General features: G+C 63.6%; 13 protein-coding genes. All 13 read right to left on the bottom strand.

The window, feature by feature from the left end; all coding sequences use genetic code 11:
• Positions 1-31: 31 nt before the first annotated feature.
• Positions 32-3,619 carry a chromosome segregation protein SMC gene (smc, locus tag R4P70_RS15730; protein ID WP_182261099.1) on the bottom strand — a complete coding sequence of 1,196 codons (3,588 nt, stop codon included), beginning with the start codon at positions 3,617-3,619 and terminating at the stop codon, positions 32-34.
• A gap of 26 nt (positions 3,620-3,645) precedes the next feature.
• Positions 3,646-3,930, bottom strand: a complete 285-nt coding sequence (locus R4P70_RS15735) for an acylphosphatase (RefSeq protein WP_020907281.1) — start codon at positions 3,928-3,930, stop codon at positions 3,646-3,648.
• 5 nt (positions 3,931-3,935) lie between these two features.
• On the bottom strand, positions 3,936-4,859 hold the full coding sequence (locus tag R4P70_RS15740; protein ID WP_047888817.1) for an SMP-30/gluconolactonase/LRE family protein: 924 nt from the start codon (positions 4,857-4,859) through the stop codon (positions 3,936-3,938).
• Positions 4,859-5,311 carry an OsmC family protein gene (locus tag R4P70_RS15745; protein WP_020907278.1) on the bottom strand — a complete coding sequence of 151 codons (453 nt, stop codon included), beginning with the start codon at positions 5,309-5,311 and terminating at the stop codon, positions 4,859-4,861. Before R4P70_RS15745 ends, R4P70_RS15740 begins: the two co-directional genes overlap by 1 nt.
• A gap of 41 nt (positions 5,312-5,352) precedes the next feature.
• Positions 5,353-6,222 (bottom strand): bifunctional DNA-formamidopyrimidine glycosylase/DNA-(apurinic or apyrimidinic site) lyase, encoded by an 870-nt coding sequence (gene mutM / locus R4P70_RS15750; RefSeq protein ID WP_019747953.1) that lies wholly within the window; start codon positions 6,220-6,222, stop codon positions 5,353-5,355.
• 8 nt (positions 6,223-6,230) lie between these two features.
• Positions 6,231-7,004: a ribonuclease III gene (gene rnc, locus R4P70_RS15755; protein WP_153212462.1), complete on the bottom strand. Its 774-nt coding sequence runs from the start codon at positions 7,002-7,004 to the stop codon at positions 6,231-6,233.
• 19 nt (positions 7,005-7,023) lie between these two features.
• The gene (rpmF, locus tag R4P70_RS15760) at positions 7,024-7,206 is read right to left on the bottom strand and encodes a 50S ribosomal protein L32 (RefSeq protein WP_007729318.1); all 183 of its coding nucleotides are present in this window, start codon (positions 7,204-7,206) and stop codon (positions 7,024-7,026) included.
• A 2-nt stretch (positions 7,207-7,208) separates the two neighbouring features.
• Positions 7,209-7,769 (bottom strand): YceD family protein, encoded by a 561-nt coding sequence (locus tag R4P70_RS15765; protein WP_007729319.1) that lies wholly within the window; start codon positions 7,767-7,769, stop codon positions 7,209-7,211.
• A gap of 189 nt (positions 7,770-7,958) precedes the next feature.
• Positions 7,959-8,720 carry a DivIVA domain-containing protein gene (locus R4P70_RS15770; RefSeq protein ID WP_003942696.1) on the bottom strand — a complete coding sequence of 254 codons (762 nt, stop codon included), beginning with the start codon at positions 8,718-8,720 and terminating at the stop codon, positions 7,959-7,961.
• 131 nt (positions 8,721-8,851) lie between these two features.
• A complete protein-coding gene (gene coaD / locus R4P70_RS15775; RefSeq protein WP_003942776.1) occupies positions 8,852-9,346 on the bottom strand; it encodes a pantetheine-phosphate adenylyltransferase in 495 nt (164 codons plus the stop codon).
• Entirely contained in the window at positions 9,343-9,909 is a 567-nt protein-coding gene (gene rsmD, locus R4P70_RS15780) for a 16S rRNA (guanine(966)-N(2))-methyltransferase RsmD (RefSeq protein ID WP_003942746.1), read from the bottom strand. The genes coaD and rsmD overlap by 4 nt, the downstream gene beginning before the upstream one ends.
• Positions 9,906-13,310, bottom strand: a complete 3,405-nt coding sequence (locus R4P70_RS15785) for a pyruvate carboxylase (RefSeq protein WP_020969323.1) — start codon at positions 13,308-13,310, stop codon at positions 9,906-9,908. The genes rsmD and R4P70_RS15785 overlap by 4 nt, the downstream gene beginning before the upstream one ends.
• A gap of 120 nt (positions 13,311-13,430) precedes the next feature.
• Entirely contained in the window at positions 13,431-15,692 is a 2,262-nt protein-coding gene (gene recG / locus R4P70_RS15790) for an ATP-dependent DNA helicase RecG (RefSeq protein ID WP_029255116.1), read from the bottom strand.
• Positions 15,693-15,713: the final 21 nt, after the last annotated feature.

Raw genomic sequence — 15,713 nt, forward strand, 5'->3', positions numbered from 1 at the left:
TTCAGGCTCCGACCCGGAAAGTGAGCAGGGCTTACGTCGAGGCCATGTCTTGACCGCGAAGTCGCTGCGAAATCACGGTGGTGATGCCGTCGCCGCGCATGCTGACTCCGTACAACGCGTCGGCGATTTCCATCGTCGGTTTCTGGTGAGTGATCACGATCAACTGCGACTTCTCCCGCAATTGTTCGAAGAGTCCGATCAGCCGCCGCAGGTTGGTGTCGTCCAACGCCGCCTCGACCTCGTCCATCACGTAGAACGGGGACGGGCGTGCCCGGAAGATCGCGACCAGCATGGCCACCGCGGTCAAGGACTTCTCGCCGCCCGACAGCAACGACAACCGCTTGACCTTCTTACCGGGCGGACGCGCCTCGACTTCGATGCCTGTGGTCAGCATGTCCGACGGATCGGTGAGAACCAGTCGTCCTTCTCCCCCGGGGAACAATTTCTCGAACACGCCCACGAACTCACGCTCGACGTCGGCATAGGCCTCGGTGAACACCTGCAGAATTCGTGCGTCCACGTCTGCGACCACAGCAAGAAGGTCCTTGCGTGCGGTCTTGACGTCTTCGAGCTGAGTGGAGAGGAAGGTATACCGCTCCTCGAGAGCTGCGAATTCCTCGAGCGCCAGCGGATTGACCTTGCCGAGGGTGGCGAGGTCTTTCTCCGCCCGCTTCGCGCGCCGTTCCTGAGTCGCACGATCGTACGGAAGCGGAGCGGGGGCGGTTACCTGCTCGCCGCGCTCCTTGGCCTGCTCGTACTCCTCGATTTCGAGAGCGGTCGGCGGCAGTTCGACGTCGGGTCCGTACTCGGCGATCAGATCATCGAGGCCGATACCGTACTGATCGAGGATCGACTCCTCGAGTTGTTCGATGCGCAGCGCCGCCTGAGCCTTCGCAACCTCGTCGCGATGGACGGCGTCGGTGAGTGAAGCGAGCTGTCCGGTCAGTGCCCGGACGATCTCGCGGACCTGATCCAGCTTGGCCGTGCACTCGGAGCGGGCCCGAGCCAACTCGTCGCGGTGAGCAAGAGCCGCGGCGACGACGGCCTCGAGTTCGGCCGCCACGCGCTGTCCCGACTCGGCGACGGCAGCTGCAACTTCCGCAGCGTGCGCTCTGGCGCGCAGAGCCCGCTCGGCGCGAATTCGTGCCTCTCGTTCGGCAGCAGCGGCGCGGCGAAGCGAATCAGCCTTTCCGCGTACGGATTCCGCACGTTCTTCGGCGGTGCGCACGGCAAGGCGAGCATCCATTTCGACTATGCGCACTTCGGCCAGCGCTGCTGCGGCCATTTCGCGATCGGCAGCGGTCGATTCCGCACCGTGTCCCGGTGCACTGCCGTCGGTTTCGGCCACACGCAGACGTTCTTCCAGGTCCGCCAGCTTTGTCAGCGACTCACCGCGGCCCTCCTCGGCACGCACTCGCTGGGCGGTCAACCGCTCGGATTCCGCGTGGGCGACTCGTGCTGCCTGCCCCAATCTGCCCAACTGCTCGTAAATGGCGGACATGGCGGCGTCCGACTCGTTGAGCGCCGCCAAAGTCTGCTCCGCGGTCTCGCGTCGAGCGGCCTGTTCGGCCATAGCGCCGGACAGCGCCGCGTCGAGTTCCTCGGATCGGCTCTCCGTTGCCGCCAGTTCCGCTGCTGACGCGTCGATCGCCGCCTGTACCTCCAGCGTGCTGGGTTGCCGATCCGAGCCACCGATCATCCACCCCGAACCGTGCAGATCGCCGGAACGCGTCACTGCACGAATTCCCTTGTGGTCAGCAACAACTCGAATCGCGTCCTCGAGAGTCTCGACCAGGACAACGCCATCGAGTATTGCGGTCAACCCCGCACGCAACTCATCAGGGCAGTCGATGACGTCGACGGCAGGACGACTGCCCGGTGCGATCTCGGCCTCGCGTTTGATCACCGGTTCACCGCTCACGATCAGCGAGGCACGCCCACCGTCCTGATCGGCCAGCGCTGCAACAGCGGAGCGAGCCGAGTCCAGCGACTGCGCCACGACGGCGTCCGCCGCCGGCCCCATCGCGGCAGCGATGGCAGCTTCGTAGCCGGGTTCGACGTGAATCAATCCGACCAGCGAGGTGATGCCGTCGTCGCGCCGATGTTCGAGCAGCCAGCCGCCACCGTCCTTGCGCTGCAAGCCCATCGACAGTGCCTCGACGCGCGCACGGAGCGAAGCTATGCGTTGCCCGCTCGTCTTTTCTTCCTCACGAAGTTCTTCGACACGTGCGTCGATCATCTCGAGAGCTTCGACGGCGCGTTCATGATTGGTGTCGAGGCCTACTTCACCGGCGTCGAGGTCCCCGATGCTTTCCTGCACCGTGTCGAACTCGGCTTGTGCGGCATCCCCACGCAGACGAGCCTCGTCGATGGCCTCGGTCAGTCGCGAAACTTCCGCGTCGACGGATTCGACGCGGGTACGCAAAGTGTCGACCTGACCGGAGAGTCGAGCAAGACCTTCACGGCGGTCGGCGACGGCACGAACTTCCGCCATGTGCGCCCGTTCCGCTTCTGCTGCAGCATCTTCGGTGGCTGCCAGCTGGTCCCGAGCAGCTTCCGACGCCGCTCGCGCGATTTCGACGCCTTCGAGGAGTTCGGCCTCCTCGGCCGCAAGACGTTCGGCGCGCGCTTCCATCTCGTCCGGGTCCTGGCCGCGGTTGCCGACGGGTTCGGAGTCGAGATGTCGTGCACGCTCGCGGGCGATGCGCACGGTGGCGTTGACTCGTTCGGCAAGCGCGGAGAGCTGGAACCAACTCTGCGCTGCCGCTTCCGATCCCGGAGTCAGACGAGCGAGAGCTTGCTCCTGGCGCCCGAGTTCGAGGTTGGCCTCGTCGAGCGCGGACGCCACCTCGTTGTGCTGTTCGCGGGCCGCTTTCTCGTCCTGCGCCTGGTCGTTCAGTTGGGTTCGACGGGTCACCAGGTCGTCAGCGGCCAGCCGCATCTTGGCATCACGCAGGTCAGCCTGGACCGTCTGTGCTCGCCGAGCAACCTCGGCCTGGCGTCCCAGCGGTTTGAGTTGCCGACGCAGTTCCGCGGTGAGGTCACTGAGTCGAGCGAGATTGGCCTGCATGGAATCGAGCTTGCGTACCGCTTTTTCCTTGCGGCGGCGATGTTTGAGGACTCCCGCGGCTTCTTCGATGAAGGCGCGTCGATCCTCGGGGCGGGATTCGAGGATCGCGGCGAGCCGTCCCTGCCCGACGATGACATGCATTTCGCGGCCGATACCGGAGTCGCTGAGCAGTTCCTGGACGTCCATCAGACGGCAGGACGAGCCGTTGATCTCGTACTCCCCCGCGCCGTCGCGGAACATCCGGCGCGTGATCGACACCTCGGAGTACTCGATCGGGAGCGCGCCGTCGGCGTTGTCGATGGTCAAGGTCACCTCGGCGCGGCCCAGCGGCGCGCGGCCGGAGGTGCCGGCAAAGATGACGTCTTCCATCTTGCCGCCGCGCAGAGCCTTGGCGCCCTGCTCGCCCATCACCCAGGTCAACGCATCGACGACGTTGGATTTACCCGAGCCGTTCGGCCCGACGACACAGGTGATCCCCGGCTCGAACCGAAGAGTCGTTGCCGACGCAAAGGATTTGAATCCCTTGAGTGTCAGACTCTTGAGGTGCATGGGGGGAAACTTTACCGCCAAACCGGTCAGCGTTCGACGAACCCTGTCAGGTCGCCCCTGGCGGGGTCCCAGCTGTCGACCACGAGATCCACCGTGCCCGGTGTTGTTCCCGAGCGAAGCAACTCCAACAATTTCTCGAGCTGCGTGCGTTCGCCTTCCGCCACGACGAGCACTCGACCGTCACGCTGATTCGACGCATATCCGATCAACCCGAGTTCGAGGGCGCGGGCCCTGGTCCACCACCGGAACCCGACGCCCTGAACATATCCGTGAACCCACGCCGTCAACCGCACAGGCGGTGTCTCAGTCATGACGTTCAGCCCGCCACACGTTCGAGACGGTGGACGTCGCCGAGGAAACCGGTGGTGTAGAGCGAGTTGGGGTCCCAGCCCGGGCCGGCACCGAACTTCACCGCGGATGTGAACGGCAGACCCGAGGCGATCTCACACGAAGATCCTGAATCCGGATCGACGCGAACAACTTTGCCGCCGGCATTGAATGCGACGTACAACGCGCCGTCCGGTCCGACGGTCAGATCGTCCGCCATGTTTGCCGGACCGAACCCGGGGAGCGTGATCGTTCGCACCGGCCCGCCCAGATCGTGTGCGTCGAGGACGTGGACGGCGGTCACCATGTCGAAAGTGGTCGTTACGTAGATCGTCGAACCGGAGCGTGCGAGGCCGTCGACGGTGCCGAGATCCTCACGAACGATCGAACTGGTTCCGTCACTGTCGATGACCGTGAGCCCCGGCCGGGTCAGGGTGCGAGCTGTGAGGAAACGGTTACCGTCCAGTGGCACAAGCCCGTTCGGCATCACCAGACCGTCGGCAATCGTAGTCACCGATCCGTCTGCGACGTCGACCTTACGAAGGCTGCCGTCGGCGATTCCGAACAGACCCGAGACAGTCGAGTTGCCCGTGGTGAAGTACACGGAACCGTCACGCGCGACCAGCCCGCCAGGACCGGTGACGTCACCGACCAAAGTTGTCCGTGTTCCGTCCGGCGCCACTTTCAGCAGTGCACCCGGCCCGATCAGAGCCGACTGCGACAACACCATCGATCCGCTGCCGTCGAATTCGAGATTCTCGAGCATTCCGGCACCAGTCGTCACGACGCTCGACGTCCATTTGCCGCAACCACCGTCCGAGCCGTCGGCCGGGACCGAGGCCTGTGCCGGAGCACTCACCGCCACAACGGAACCCAGTGCGATCGCAGCGACAACACTGCCGGCGCGGGACATCAGGCTTCCGTGTCGAACGACAGCGTGACCTTGGTTCCGGCCTTGAGAGTGCGCCCGACCGTGCACACCTTGTCGACGGAACGCTCGACGAGAGTGATGAGGCGCTGCTGCGCTTCGGCATCCAACTCACTGAGGTCGAGTTCGAGAACCTCGTCGAGCTGCGGGTAGACCTCGTTTTCACGATCGGCGGCACCGGACACTCGGACCGTCGCGTCGTAGTTGTCACCGAGGCGGCGAGAGATCGGGAAGTCTGAGCTCATCCCGGTGCATGCAGCCAGTGCAATTTTGAGGAGTTCGCCGGGCGTGAAGACTCCTGGCACCGATTCGGAGCCGATGAGAACCTCTGCGCCGCGCGAACTCTTGCCGGTGTAGAGGCGGGTTCCTGTGCGTTCGACCCAAAGCTCCGTGTGAGCTGGGGCGGTTGCAGTGTTGTCTGGAGTCTGTTCAGCCATGACGCAATCTTGCCACTCCGCCGAACCGAAGGGGCGGAGACCTAGGCGATTCGCCGTGCCCTCGGGGTCGGCTGACACCGCGGGCAACTGAACGACGATCGATTCATGAACTTCTCACGCTTGATCGGCGCGCCGCATCGCGGGCACGGAAGATTCTCCTGCCCGTACGCCGACAGCGACCGGTCGAAGTAGCCCGATTCCCCGTTGACGTTCACGTACAGCGCGTCGAAGGACGTACCGCCCTGATCGAGCGCCTCGCCCATCACCGAGTGCGCCGCGGTCAACAGTTCTCGAAGTTTGGGCCTGGTGAGCGATTCGGCGATTCGGTTGCCGTGAATCTTTGCACGCCACAATGATTCGTCGGCGTAGATGTTTCCGATTCCGGAGACCACTGTCTGGTCGAGAATCGCCCGCTTGATCTCGGTGTGCTTGCCCCGCAGGACTTTCACGACGGATTCGAGATCGAACGCAGCATCCATGGGATCGCGAGCGATGTGCGCCACCGACTCGGGCAGCATCGTTCCGTCGACCTCGACGAGGGGTGAAATCGACCAGCCACCGAAGGTCCGCTGGTCGACGAATCGAAGATCAGCCCCGGAATCGAGGGCCAACCGAATGCGTAGGTGCTTTTCCCAGTCGACTGTCGGGGGTTGGACCAACATCTGTCCGCTCATCCCGAGATGAACCACCAGTCCGACACCGGCAGGCTCGAGAACCAGCCACAGATACTTGCCGCGACGCTCTGCCGAAGCGATGGTCTGCCCGGTGAGTTGGCCGATCAAGTCCTCGGAACCGAGAATGTGGCGCCTGATCGCGCGGGGATGGAGGACCTCGACGGCCTCGATCGCCGCACCTACAGCATGAGACTGTAGGCCGCGGCGAACGACTTCAACTTCGGGAAGCTCAGGCAAGAGTGAACTCAGCCGGCGAGATCAGACGGGTCGTCAGCAGCGACTGCGCTAGCAGCGGCATTCTCCGACATCGTCTTCCATGCCGAACTTGCTGCCTTCTGCTCGGCTTCCTTCTTGGAACGACCGACACCGACGCCCAAGGGCTTGCCACTGATGAGAACTGTGGCCGTGAATTCCTTGTCGTGATCGGGTCCGGTAGCGGTGATCTCGTAGACGGGAACTCCGGCACCGTGTTCTGCGGTCAGTTCCTGCAGACTCGTCTTCCAATCCAGACCCGCGCCGAGAAGCGGTGCGCGAGTGAGTAGATCGTCGAACAGATCGAGAACAACACGTCTCGCAGTATCGATGCCGTGCTGCAGGTGTATGGCGCCGAGAATCGACTCCATACCGTCGGCGAGGATGGACGGCTTGTCACGGCCGCCCGTCATTTCCTCGCCCTTACCCAGCAGCAGGTGAGCTCCGAGTCCACCTTCACCCAGAGTCCTGGCAACCTCGGCGAGTGCATGCATGTTGACCACGCTGGCACGAATCTTCGCCAGATCACCTTCGGATTTGTCCGGGTGGGACAGATAAAGATTTTCGGTCACCGTGACGCCGAGAACGGAATCCCCGAGAAATTCGAGGCGCTCGTTCGTGGGCAGACCGCCGTTCTCGTACGCGTACGAGCGGTGCGTGAGAGCCAGGGTCAGAAGACCGGGCTCTATATCTACGCCGACAGCGGCGAGGAGCTTGTCGTGATTGCCCTCGCCGCCGGCGGCTGAAACTGTATTTTCGCTCGTCATAGTCTTTCTCCGGGGAGAACTAGACAGCAGCGGTTACCTGGCGGCCCTTGTAAGTACCGCATGACGGGCATGCGATGTGGGGAAGGGTCTGCTCGCCACAGCCACGGTTGGGGCAGGTAACGAGGGTGGGCACAGTGGTCTTCCACTGGCTACGACGCGACCGCGTGTTGGATCGCGACATTTTGCGCTTGGGGACAGCCACTTCTACTTCTCCTCGGCTTCGGTGATCACAAGATTTTCGCTGGTGTTTGATTCCACGCCAAATTTGGCCGCGAGACCAGCCCAGCGAGGATCAAGTATGTCATGCCCATGCCCAGATTCCGCAATCGCCAGGCGAATGCCACATTCTGAGCACAATCCCAGGCAATCGTCACTGCACAGAGGCTGGAGCGGAAGCGCCAGACCGACTGCATCGACGATGACCGGTTCGAGGTCGATTTCGTCGTCTTCGACCGCGTAGACCTCTCCCTCTTCCGTCGTCTCCTCGGTGGTGCTGTCCGGGTAAGCGAACAACTCCGTGAGATAGATGTCCACAGTGTCGGTGAAAGGTTCAAGGCACCGCGAGCATTCACCCTTGGTGGGTGCATGCACGTTTCCGGTGACGAGAACGCCTTCGGACACTGCTTCGAGACGAAGATCGAGATCTATGTCCGCGCCCGCTTCGATCGCGATCAGATCGAGACCGATACGGTTCGGGGACTGAATTGTTCTCTCGACGGTACGCATCGACCCTGGACGACGACCGAGCTTGACCGTGTCCAGCAAAAATCCCGCATCACTTGACTGATGCGACGAACTACGACGATGCGTTGACAAAGAGAACTCACCTAACTGTTGAAACTGGTATGGGCAACCACTCCACAATACGGCAGCTACAACGCAAATCCCAATTCCGTGCACGAAAAAGTGGGCCGCCCCATATCGGACGACCCACCCTCGACTGTCGCGTTCGCTCTAGCGGCGACGCTCCGAACGACGATCGTCGTCCTGGTAGTCGGGGACTCCCGAACCCGTTCGAAGCTGTTGACGACCACGCCCGACCGATCGAACCGTTCCGGTGAGGAACTCTTCGAACTCGGCCAACTTGGTGTCCACGTACAGGTCACACTCCGAACGCATCCTGTCGGACTCGGCATGAGCGGCGTCGATCACTCGCGCGGATTCCGCGTGAGCTGACTGGACAACCTCGGTCTGCGATACCAGACGAGCCTGCTCCGCCGTTCCCTCCGCCACCGAATGTTCGTACGAGGCCTGGCCGGACTCGATCATCCGATCGGCCTCGGCACGCGCCCGTCCGGTGACGGCCTCGTACTCACGGCGGCCGTCGGTGACGGTCCGTTCCGCTTCTGCTTCGGCGTCCTCGACCAACTGATCGGCGTGCGCGCGTGCTTCGGCAACCATGCGATCGGCCTGAGCCTTGGCATCGGACAGAATCCGGTCGGCGTCGTCGCGTGCGTTCTCGACAGTCGAGGTTGCCTCGGCATTGGCGCTGCTGACTGTCTTCTCGGCGTTTGCTCGCGCGTCACCGACCAATTTGTCGCGATGATCGAGGACGTCCTGAGCGTCGTCCAGCTCACTCGGAATTGCGTCCCGGACGTCGTCGAGTAGCTCGAGTACGTCACCGCGAGGCACAACACACCCTGCGGTCATGGGAACACCGCGCGCCTCTTCGACAATTGCGACCAGTTCGTCCAGTGCCTCGAATACGCGGTACACAAGCAACCCCAATCTCTACCGGCCGAAATCGGCCCACATCGTCACCGGTCCACTCGGACCTGTGCCCGTTCCTGTCCAAGTTTGCCGGAAGAACGGCCAACGGGGTGTCGTCGTGGTCGGTGTGTCGGGGATCAGCTGTTTTCGGCTGCTCGTTCGGCGATACGCGCGAGTAGCCGAGAATGCACCTTGGCCGGGAGCATGTCGGAGACGTCGCCGCCGAAGGTCGCAACTTCCTTCACCAGAGAACTCGACAGGTAGCTGTAGGTCGGGTTCGTGGCAACGAAGAGCGTGTCGACGCCCGTGAGCTTCTGATTCATCTGAGCCATCTGCAGCTCGTAATCGAAGTCGTTCGCGCCGCGCAGACCCTTGACGATCGCGCTGAGTCCTTCTTGTTTCGCGTAGTCGACCAACAATCCGTGCCACGACGTGACGCGAACGTTGGGCAGGTGGCTCGTCGCGTCTTCGAGCATCTCGATCCGCTCGTCGATCGTGAACATGCCACGCTTGCTCTTGTTGATCAGCACGGTGACCACGACCTCGTCGAATTGCGCAGCAACTCTTCCGATTACGTCGAGGTGACCGTTGGTCACAGGGTCGAAGGATCCGGGGCAGACGGCGCCAGTCATGAGTCCAGACCGTAGCAGGTGGCCAGCTCGATGCGGGCTTCACCGTAGTTCTTGGCCTTGATCGGCTCGTAGCCCTGAGGCCACACGGTCTCCGGCGAGCGCGACGATCGTTCGAGTACCACGATCGTGCCCTCCCCCACCCATTTGTTGGCCTGCAGATCAGCGAGCATGGACACGACGGCCTCGTCGGTTACCGCATACGGCGGGTCCGCGATCACGATGTCGTATTCACGCGCGCTCGGACCCGAGACCACGGCCGCAACCGGAGCGGCGCGAACCGTCGCCCCCGGCAACGCGACAGTGCCGATGTTCGCCTTGATGACGGCAGCAGCCTTGGCATCGGATTCCACGAGAACGACGTGCTCGGCTCCCCGCGAGAGCGCCTCGAGGCCGAGAGCACCCGAACCCGCAAAGAGGTCGAGAACCGCGCACCCTTCGAGATCGATGCGCGCTTCGAGAGCACTGAACAGCGCCTCACGAACCCGATCCGACGTCGGACGGGTGCCGCTCGGCGGGACTCGCAGGCGTCGACCGCCCGCGAGTCCCGAGATGATGCGTGTCACTCTGCGGCGCTCTCCCCCGTCGAGACGACTACCAGCAGGTCTCCGCCCTCGACCTGTTGGACGGCGCTGATCGCGATCCGCGAGACGACGCCGGCGCGCGGCGAGGTGATCGCCGCTTCCATCTTCATCGCTTCGATCGTGGCCACGGTGTCGCCGGCCTCGATCTTCTGGCCTTCCTTGACCGCGAGCGTCACGACGCCCGCGAACGGTGCAGCCACGTGGCCCGGGTTGTTCTTGTCGGCCTTCTCCGCCACCGGTACGTCACTGGCAATGGAGCGATCGCGGATCGAGACCGGGCGCAGCTGGCCGTTCAGGATGCACATGACAGTGCGGTAGCCGCGCTCGTCGGGCTCGGAGATCGCCTCGAGACCGATGATCAGCTCCACGCCGGGAGCCAACTCGACCCGGTGCTCGTCGCCGCGCCGCAAACCGTAGAAGAACTGGTTTGCCGAAAGCCGCGACGTGTCACCGTACTTCTCGCGGTGTTCGAGGAATTCCTTTGTCGGGCCGGGGAACAGCAGACGGTTCAGCGTCGCCTGACGGTCCTTCGACGAGCCCTCTAGCAGCACCTCGTCCTCAGCGGACAACGTCGCTTCCGGCTTGGCCTGGCCACGTCCTTCGAGTGCCTTGCTGCGGAACGGTTCCGGCCAACCACCGGGAGGCGTACCGAGTTCACCGCGCAGGAAGCCCACCACGGAGTCGGGAATGTCGAACTTCGCCGGATCTGCGGCGAACTCCTCCGAAGGCACGCCGGCACCGACAAGATGGAGCGCGAGGTCGCCGACGACCTTAGACGACGGCGTCACCTTCACGAGATGCCCGAGCATGCGGTCTGCGTCGGCGTACTTGGCTTCGACCTCTTCGAACCGGTCGCCGAGACCGAGAGCAACGGCCTGGGTCCGGAGGTTGGAGAGCTGGCCGCCCGGAATCTCGTGCGTGTACACGCGACCCGTCGGCGCCGGCAGTCCGGATTCGAACGGCGCGTACACCTTTCGCAGCGCCTCCCAGTACGGCTCGAGGTCGCACACGTTCTGCAGGTTCAGTCCGGTGTCGAACTCGGAGTGCGCGGCAGCGGCGACGATGGCCGAGAGCGCAGGCTGGCTGGTGGTTCCGGCCAGTGCCGCGGAAGCACCGTCGACTGCGTCGGCGCCCGCCTGCCACGCTGCGAAGTACGTGGCCAGCTGTCCACCGGGAGTGTCGTGCGTGTGAACGTGAACCGGCAGATCGAAGTTGCTGCGTAGCGCCGTCACCAGCTTGGTAGCTGCCGGCGCGCGCAGCAGGCCTGCCATGTCCTTGATCGCGAGCACGTGAGCGCCGGCATCGACGATCTCTTCGGCCAACTTCAGGTAGTAGTCGAGCGTGTACAGAGTTTCGTTCGGATCCGACAGATCACCGGTGTAGCTCAGCGCCACCTCGGCGAGGGCCGTTCCGGTCTCACGCACCGCGTCGATGGCAGGCCGCATCTGGTCGACGTTGTTGAGCGCGTCGAAGATTCGGAAGATGTCGATACCGGTGTCGGTGGCTTCCTGAACGAATGCGCGCGTGACCTTTTCGGGATACGGCGTGTAGCCCACGGTGTTTCGGCCGCGAAGAAGCATCTGAAGGCAGATGTTCGGGATCGCCTCGCGGAGTGCGGCGAGCCGGTACCACGGATCCTCGTGCAGGAAGCGAAGTCCCACATCATAGGTCGCGCCGCCCCAGGCTTCGATCGAGAGCAGTTCCGGCGTCAACCGCGCAACGTGCCCGGCTACTCCGAGCAGTCCGCTGGTCCGAACTCGCGTGGCCAACAACGACTGGTGCGCGTCACGGAAGGTGGTGTCGGTGACGCCGACGGCCTTCTGCTCACGCAGTGCCTTCGCGAAACCTTCGGGTCCGAGTTCGAGCAGTCGCTGACGGCTACCGGCAGGAGGAGGCGTCGAAAGATCGATCTTGGGCAGCTTGTCCTGCGGGTACACCGCCGAGGGCCGCTCACCGTGAGGCTTGTTGACCGTCACATCCGCGAGGTAGGTCAGGATCTTCGTGCCGCGGTCTGCCGAAGAACGCAGAGTCAGCAACTGAGGACGTTCCTCGATGAAGGAGGTCGTCACACGTCCGGCACGGAAGTCCGGGTCGTCGAGAACCGCCTGCAGGAACGGGATGTTGGTCGAGACGCCACGAATGCGGAACTCGGTGACCGCGCGGCGAGCCCTCGCGACAGCGGCTTCGAGGTCACGACCACGGCAGGTGAGCTTGACCAGCATCGAGTCGAAGTACGCGCCGACCTCGGCTCCGAGCGTGGCGCCGCCGTCCAGGCGGATACCGGCTCCGCCCGGGGTGCGGTACGCGGTGATGCGGCCCGTGTCCGGGCGGAATCCGTTGGCCGGATCCTCCGTGGTGATGCGGCACTGCAGCGCCGCGCCGCGAAGCTTGATCGTGTCCTGTGACAGACCAAGTTCTTCAAGCGTAGAACCGGACGCGATCTTGAGCTGCGACTGGACCAGATCCACGTCCGTCACTTCTTCGGTGACGGTGTGCTCCACCTGAATTCGCGGGTTCATCTCGATGAAGACGTGATTGCCGCGCTTGTCGAGGAGGAACTCGACGGTGCCCGCGCACGTGTACCCGATCTCCTTCGCGAAGGCGACGGCGTCGGCACAGATCTTGGCGCGCAACTCTTCCGAGAGATTGGGCGCCGGAGCAAGCTCGATCACCTTCTGGTGGCGACGCTGCAGCGAGCAGTCACGCTCGAAGAGGTGGATGACGTTGCCCTGCTCGTCGGCGAGGATCTGCACTTCGATGTGCCGGGGGTCGATGACGGCCTGCTCGAGGAAGACCGTCGAATCGCCGAAGGCCGATTCCGCTTCGCGCGCTGCGGCTTCGATCGATTCCTTGAGCTGTGAGCGCTCCGCAACGCGACGCATTCCGCGTCCACCGCCGCCTGCAACGGCCTTGACGAAGATCGGGAAGGTCATGTCCTCGGCGGCCGCGAGCAACTCGTCGATGTCCGCTGACGGCTCCGAGGACGCGAGCACGGGGAGACCGGCGGCCTTTGCCGCTGCGATGGCCCGAGCCTTGTTACCGGTCAACTCGAGGATCTCGGCGGACGGGCCGACGAACTTGATGCCTGCCTCGGCGCACGCCGCCGACAGATCCGGGTTCTCGGAAAGGAAGCCGTAACCGGGGTAGATGGCGTCGGCTCCGGCACTCTTGGCGGCGGCGACGATTTCCTCGACTGAGAGATACGCCCGAACGGGGTGACCCTTCTCCCCGATCTGGTAGCTCTCGTCTGCCTTGAGACGGTGGATCGAGTTCCGATCCTCGTACGGGAACACCGCGACGGTTCCGGCACCTAGTTCGTAGGCGGCGCGGAAGGCACGGATCGCAATTTCGCCGCGGTTCGCGACGAGCACTTTGGAGAACATTCGAGAAAACTACCCCGATTTCATCTTGCGTCTACATGCGGAGTCTCATATTTCGGACTGAATCGAGAAACCAACCCGGTGGTCCTCGTGCTATTCGATTTCAGCTTGTCGTCATACCCGTCACGACTTCTCGAGGTACTCGATCCGGTCGGAGTCCAGGGCAGCGGTCACCATGGAAGCGAGGGCGGGATGATCCTCGAGCGACGGATCGGAGTCGACGATTCCCTGAGCGAACTCCCTGGCGGACTCGAGGATGTCTCCGTGGGCCATGAGGGAAAGCAGTCTCAGATTCGAGGTTGTGCCCGACTGCGCCGCACCGAGGATGTCTCCTTCACGTCTGGTCGCGAGGTCGAGTTGCGCCAGTTCGAACCCGTCGTTGGTCGCTGCCACCGCCGAGAGCCGCTCGTACGCCGGTCCGCCGGGATTGCTTCCGGTGACGAGGATGCACAGTCCCTGGTGCTTGCCTCGACCGACTCGTCCACGTAGTTGGTGGAGCTGACTGACGCCGAACCGCTCGGCGTCGACGATCACCATCACCGTCGCATTCGGAACGTCCACACCGACTTCGACGACAGTCGTACAGACGAGGACGTCGATGTCACCGACGTTGAACGCGCTCATCACGACGTCTTTTTCGTCGGAAGGCAGTCGACCGTGCAGCAACCCGACTCGCAGATCGGCCAGCGGGCCACTCGACAGCTCTTCGAAGACGTCGACCGCCGACTTGGTCTCGGGCTGCTTCTCCTCGGTGAACTGGTCCTCACCTGCACCCTGCTCACCGTCGCCGATGCGTGAGCACACGACATACGCCTGACGACCAGCGGCAACGTCCTCACGGATTCGTTCCCATGCGCGATCCACCCACTGCGGCTTCTGTTTCGCGGGCACGACGCTGCTCTTGATCGGGGTTCGCCCACGCGGTAGTTCCCGCAGGGTCGAGACCTCGAGGTCGCCGAGCACCGTCATGGCGATGGTTCGCGGAATCGGCGTTGCCGTCATCACCAGCAGATGCGGACTCAGACCTTCACGCGCTCGTGATCGCAACTGATCACGTTGCTCGACGCCGAAGCGGTGCTGCTCGTCGACGACAACCATGCCGAGGTTGAAGAACTCCACGTTGTCCTGGATGAGCGCATGGGTACCGATGACGATCCCGGCGTCGCCGGTCACGGCTTCGAGCAGCGCTGCGCGCTTCGCAGCGACCGGCAGCGAGCCGGTCAGAAGGGCGATACGGGTGGAATGTTCGGCCGAACCGAGTTCACCGCCTGCGGCCAGCGGGCCCATCATCTTGCGCAGTGATCGCGCGTGCTGATTTGCCAGGACCTCGGTCGGTGCGAGCAACGCGCACTGATAACCGGCGTCGACGACCTGCAGCATCGCGCGCAGAGCCACGATGGTCTTGCCTGACCCGACCTCGCCCTGAAGAAGCCTGCTCATCGGGTGTGGGCGGGCGAGGTCGCTGGAGATCTCCTCCGCGACTGCTTGCTGTCCCTCCGTCAGAGTGAACGGGAGCATCTCCTCGAACTGATCCGCGATCCCGCCGGCAACCGGAGCGCAGGCCGGCGCCACACGCTCGGAATTGTCGTGACGACGCATCGCGAGAACCAACTGCAGAGACAGCGCCTCGTCGAAACGCAGACGATCTTGAGATCGTTCGATGTCCTCCTTGGTATCCGGGAGGTGAACGGTGCGCAGTGCCTCGTCCAAACCGATGAATCCGTGCTCGGCCCGAGTCTCGGCGGGCAACGGCTCCTCGATCGGATCGAGTTGATCGAGCACTTGCCGCACGCACCGCATGATGGTCCAGCTCTCGACCTCGCGGGTCGCCGGGTACAGCGGGATCAATGCGCGGTCGAAGACGGACAGATCGAGTTCGGCGCCGGGATCCTGGTTTGCGCGAGCCAGACCGGCAAGGTCACCGGCCCCCTTGATGGATGCGAGGGGCACTACCGAATCCTCCTCGCCGACACGAGGTTCCGGGAGAATCAGGTAGCTCGGGTGGGTGAGAGACCACTTGCCGCGGAAGTACTTCACCGTCCCGGAGAACATCGCGCGCACGCCGGGCTTGATGACGTGCCGCACCTTCTGCGGGTTGAAGAACGTGACGTCGACGGTCTGCGAATCAGTCGCGAGCGATACTCGCAACATCTGCCCCGGACGGTTCTTCATCTTCACGACCGCCGCCGACGCCACCCGCGCGATGATGGTGATGTGCTCACCTTCGGGCGGCTCCTTCTCGGCAAGTTCCTTGCCTGCCGACGCGTACCGGTGTGGGTAGTGACGCAGCAGGTCCTCGACCGTCCGAATCTCGAATGCCTCGTCGAGCGCGTCCGCGGTCTTCTTTCCCAGCAGCCGATCGAGTGGGTCGGCGAGCGTCGCCATCAGTTCCTCCAGCACAGTGTC

The sequence above is a fragment of the Rhodococcus sp. IEGM 1241 genome (assembly GCF_033142365.1).
In the GTDB taxonomy this organism is placed as follows: Bacteria; Actinomycetota; Actinomycetes; order Mycobacteriales; family Mycobacteriaceae; genus Rhodococcus_F; species Rhodococcus_F erythropolis.

Excerpts from the sequence above, each read along its gene's own strand:
- smc (WP_182261099.1), bottom strand. The coding sequence starts at position 3,619 with ATGCACCTCAAGAGTCTGACACTCAAGGGATTCAAATCCTTTGCGTCG.
- R4P70_RS15735 (WP_020907281.1), bottom strand. The coding sequence starts at position 3,930 with ATGACTGAGACACCGCCTGTGCGGTTGACGGCGTGGGTTCACGGATAT.
- R4P70_RS15740 (WP_047888817.1), bottom strand. The coding sequence starts at position 4,859 with ATGTCCCGCGCCGGCAGTGTTGTCGCTGCGATCGCACTGGGTTCCGTT.
- R4P70_RS15745 (WP_020907278.1), bottom strand. The coding sequence starts at position 5,311 with ATGGCTGAACAGACTCCAGACAACACTGCAACCGCCCCAGCTCACACG.
- rnc (WP_153212462.1), bottom strand. The coding sequence starts at position 7,004 with ATGACGAGCGAAAATACAGTTTCAGCCGCCGGCGGCGAGGGCAATCAC.
- coaD (WP_003942776.1), bottom strand. The coding sequence starts at position 9,346 with ATGACTGGCGCCGTCTGCCCCGGATCCTTCGACCCTGTGACCAACGGT.
- R4P70_RS15785 (WP_020969323.1), bottom strand. The coding sequence starts at position 13,310 with ATGTTCTCCAAAGTGCTCGTCGCGAACCGCGGCGAAATTGCGATCCGT.
- recG (WP_029255116.1), bottom strand. The coding sequence starts at position 15,692 with ATGGCGACGCTCGCCGACCCACTCGATCGGCTGCTGGGAAAGAAGACC.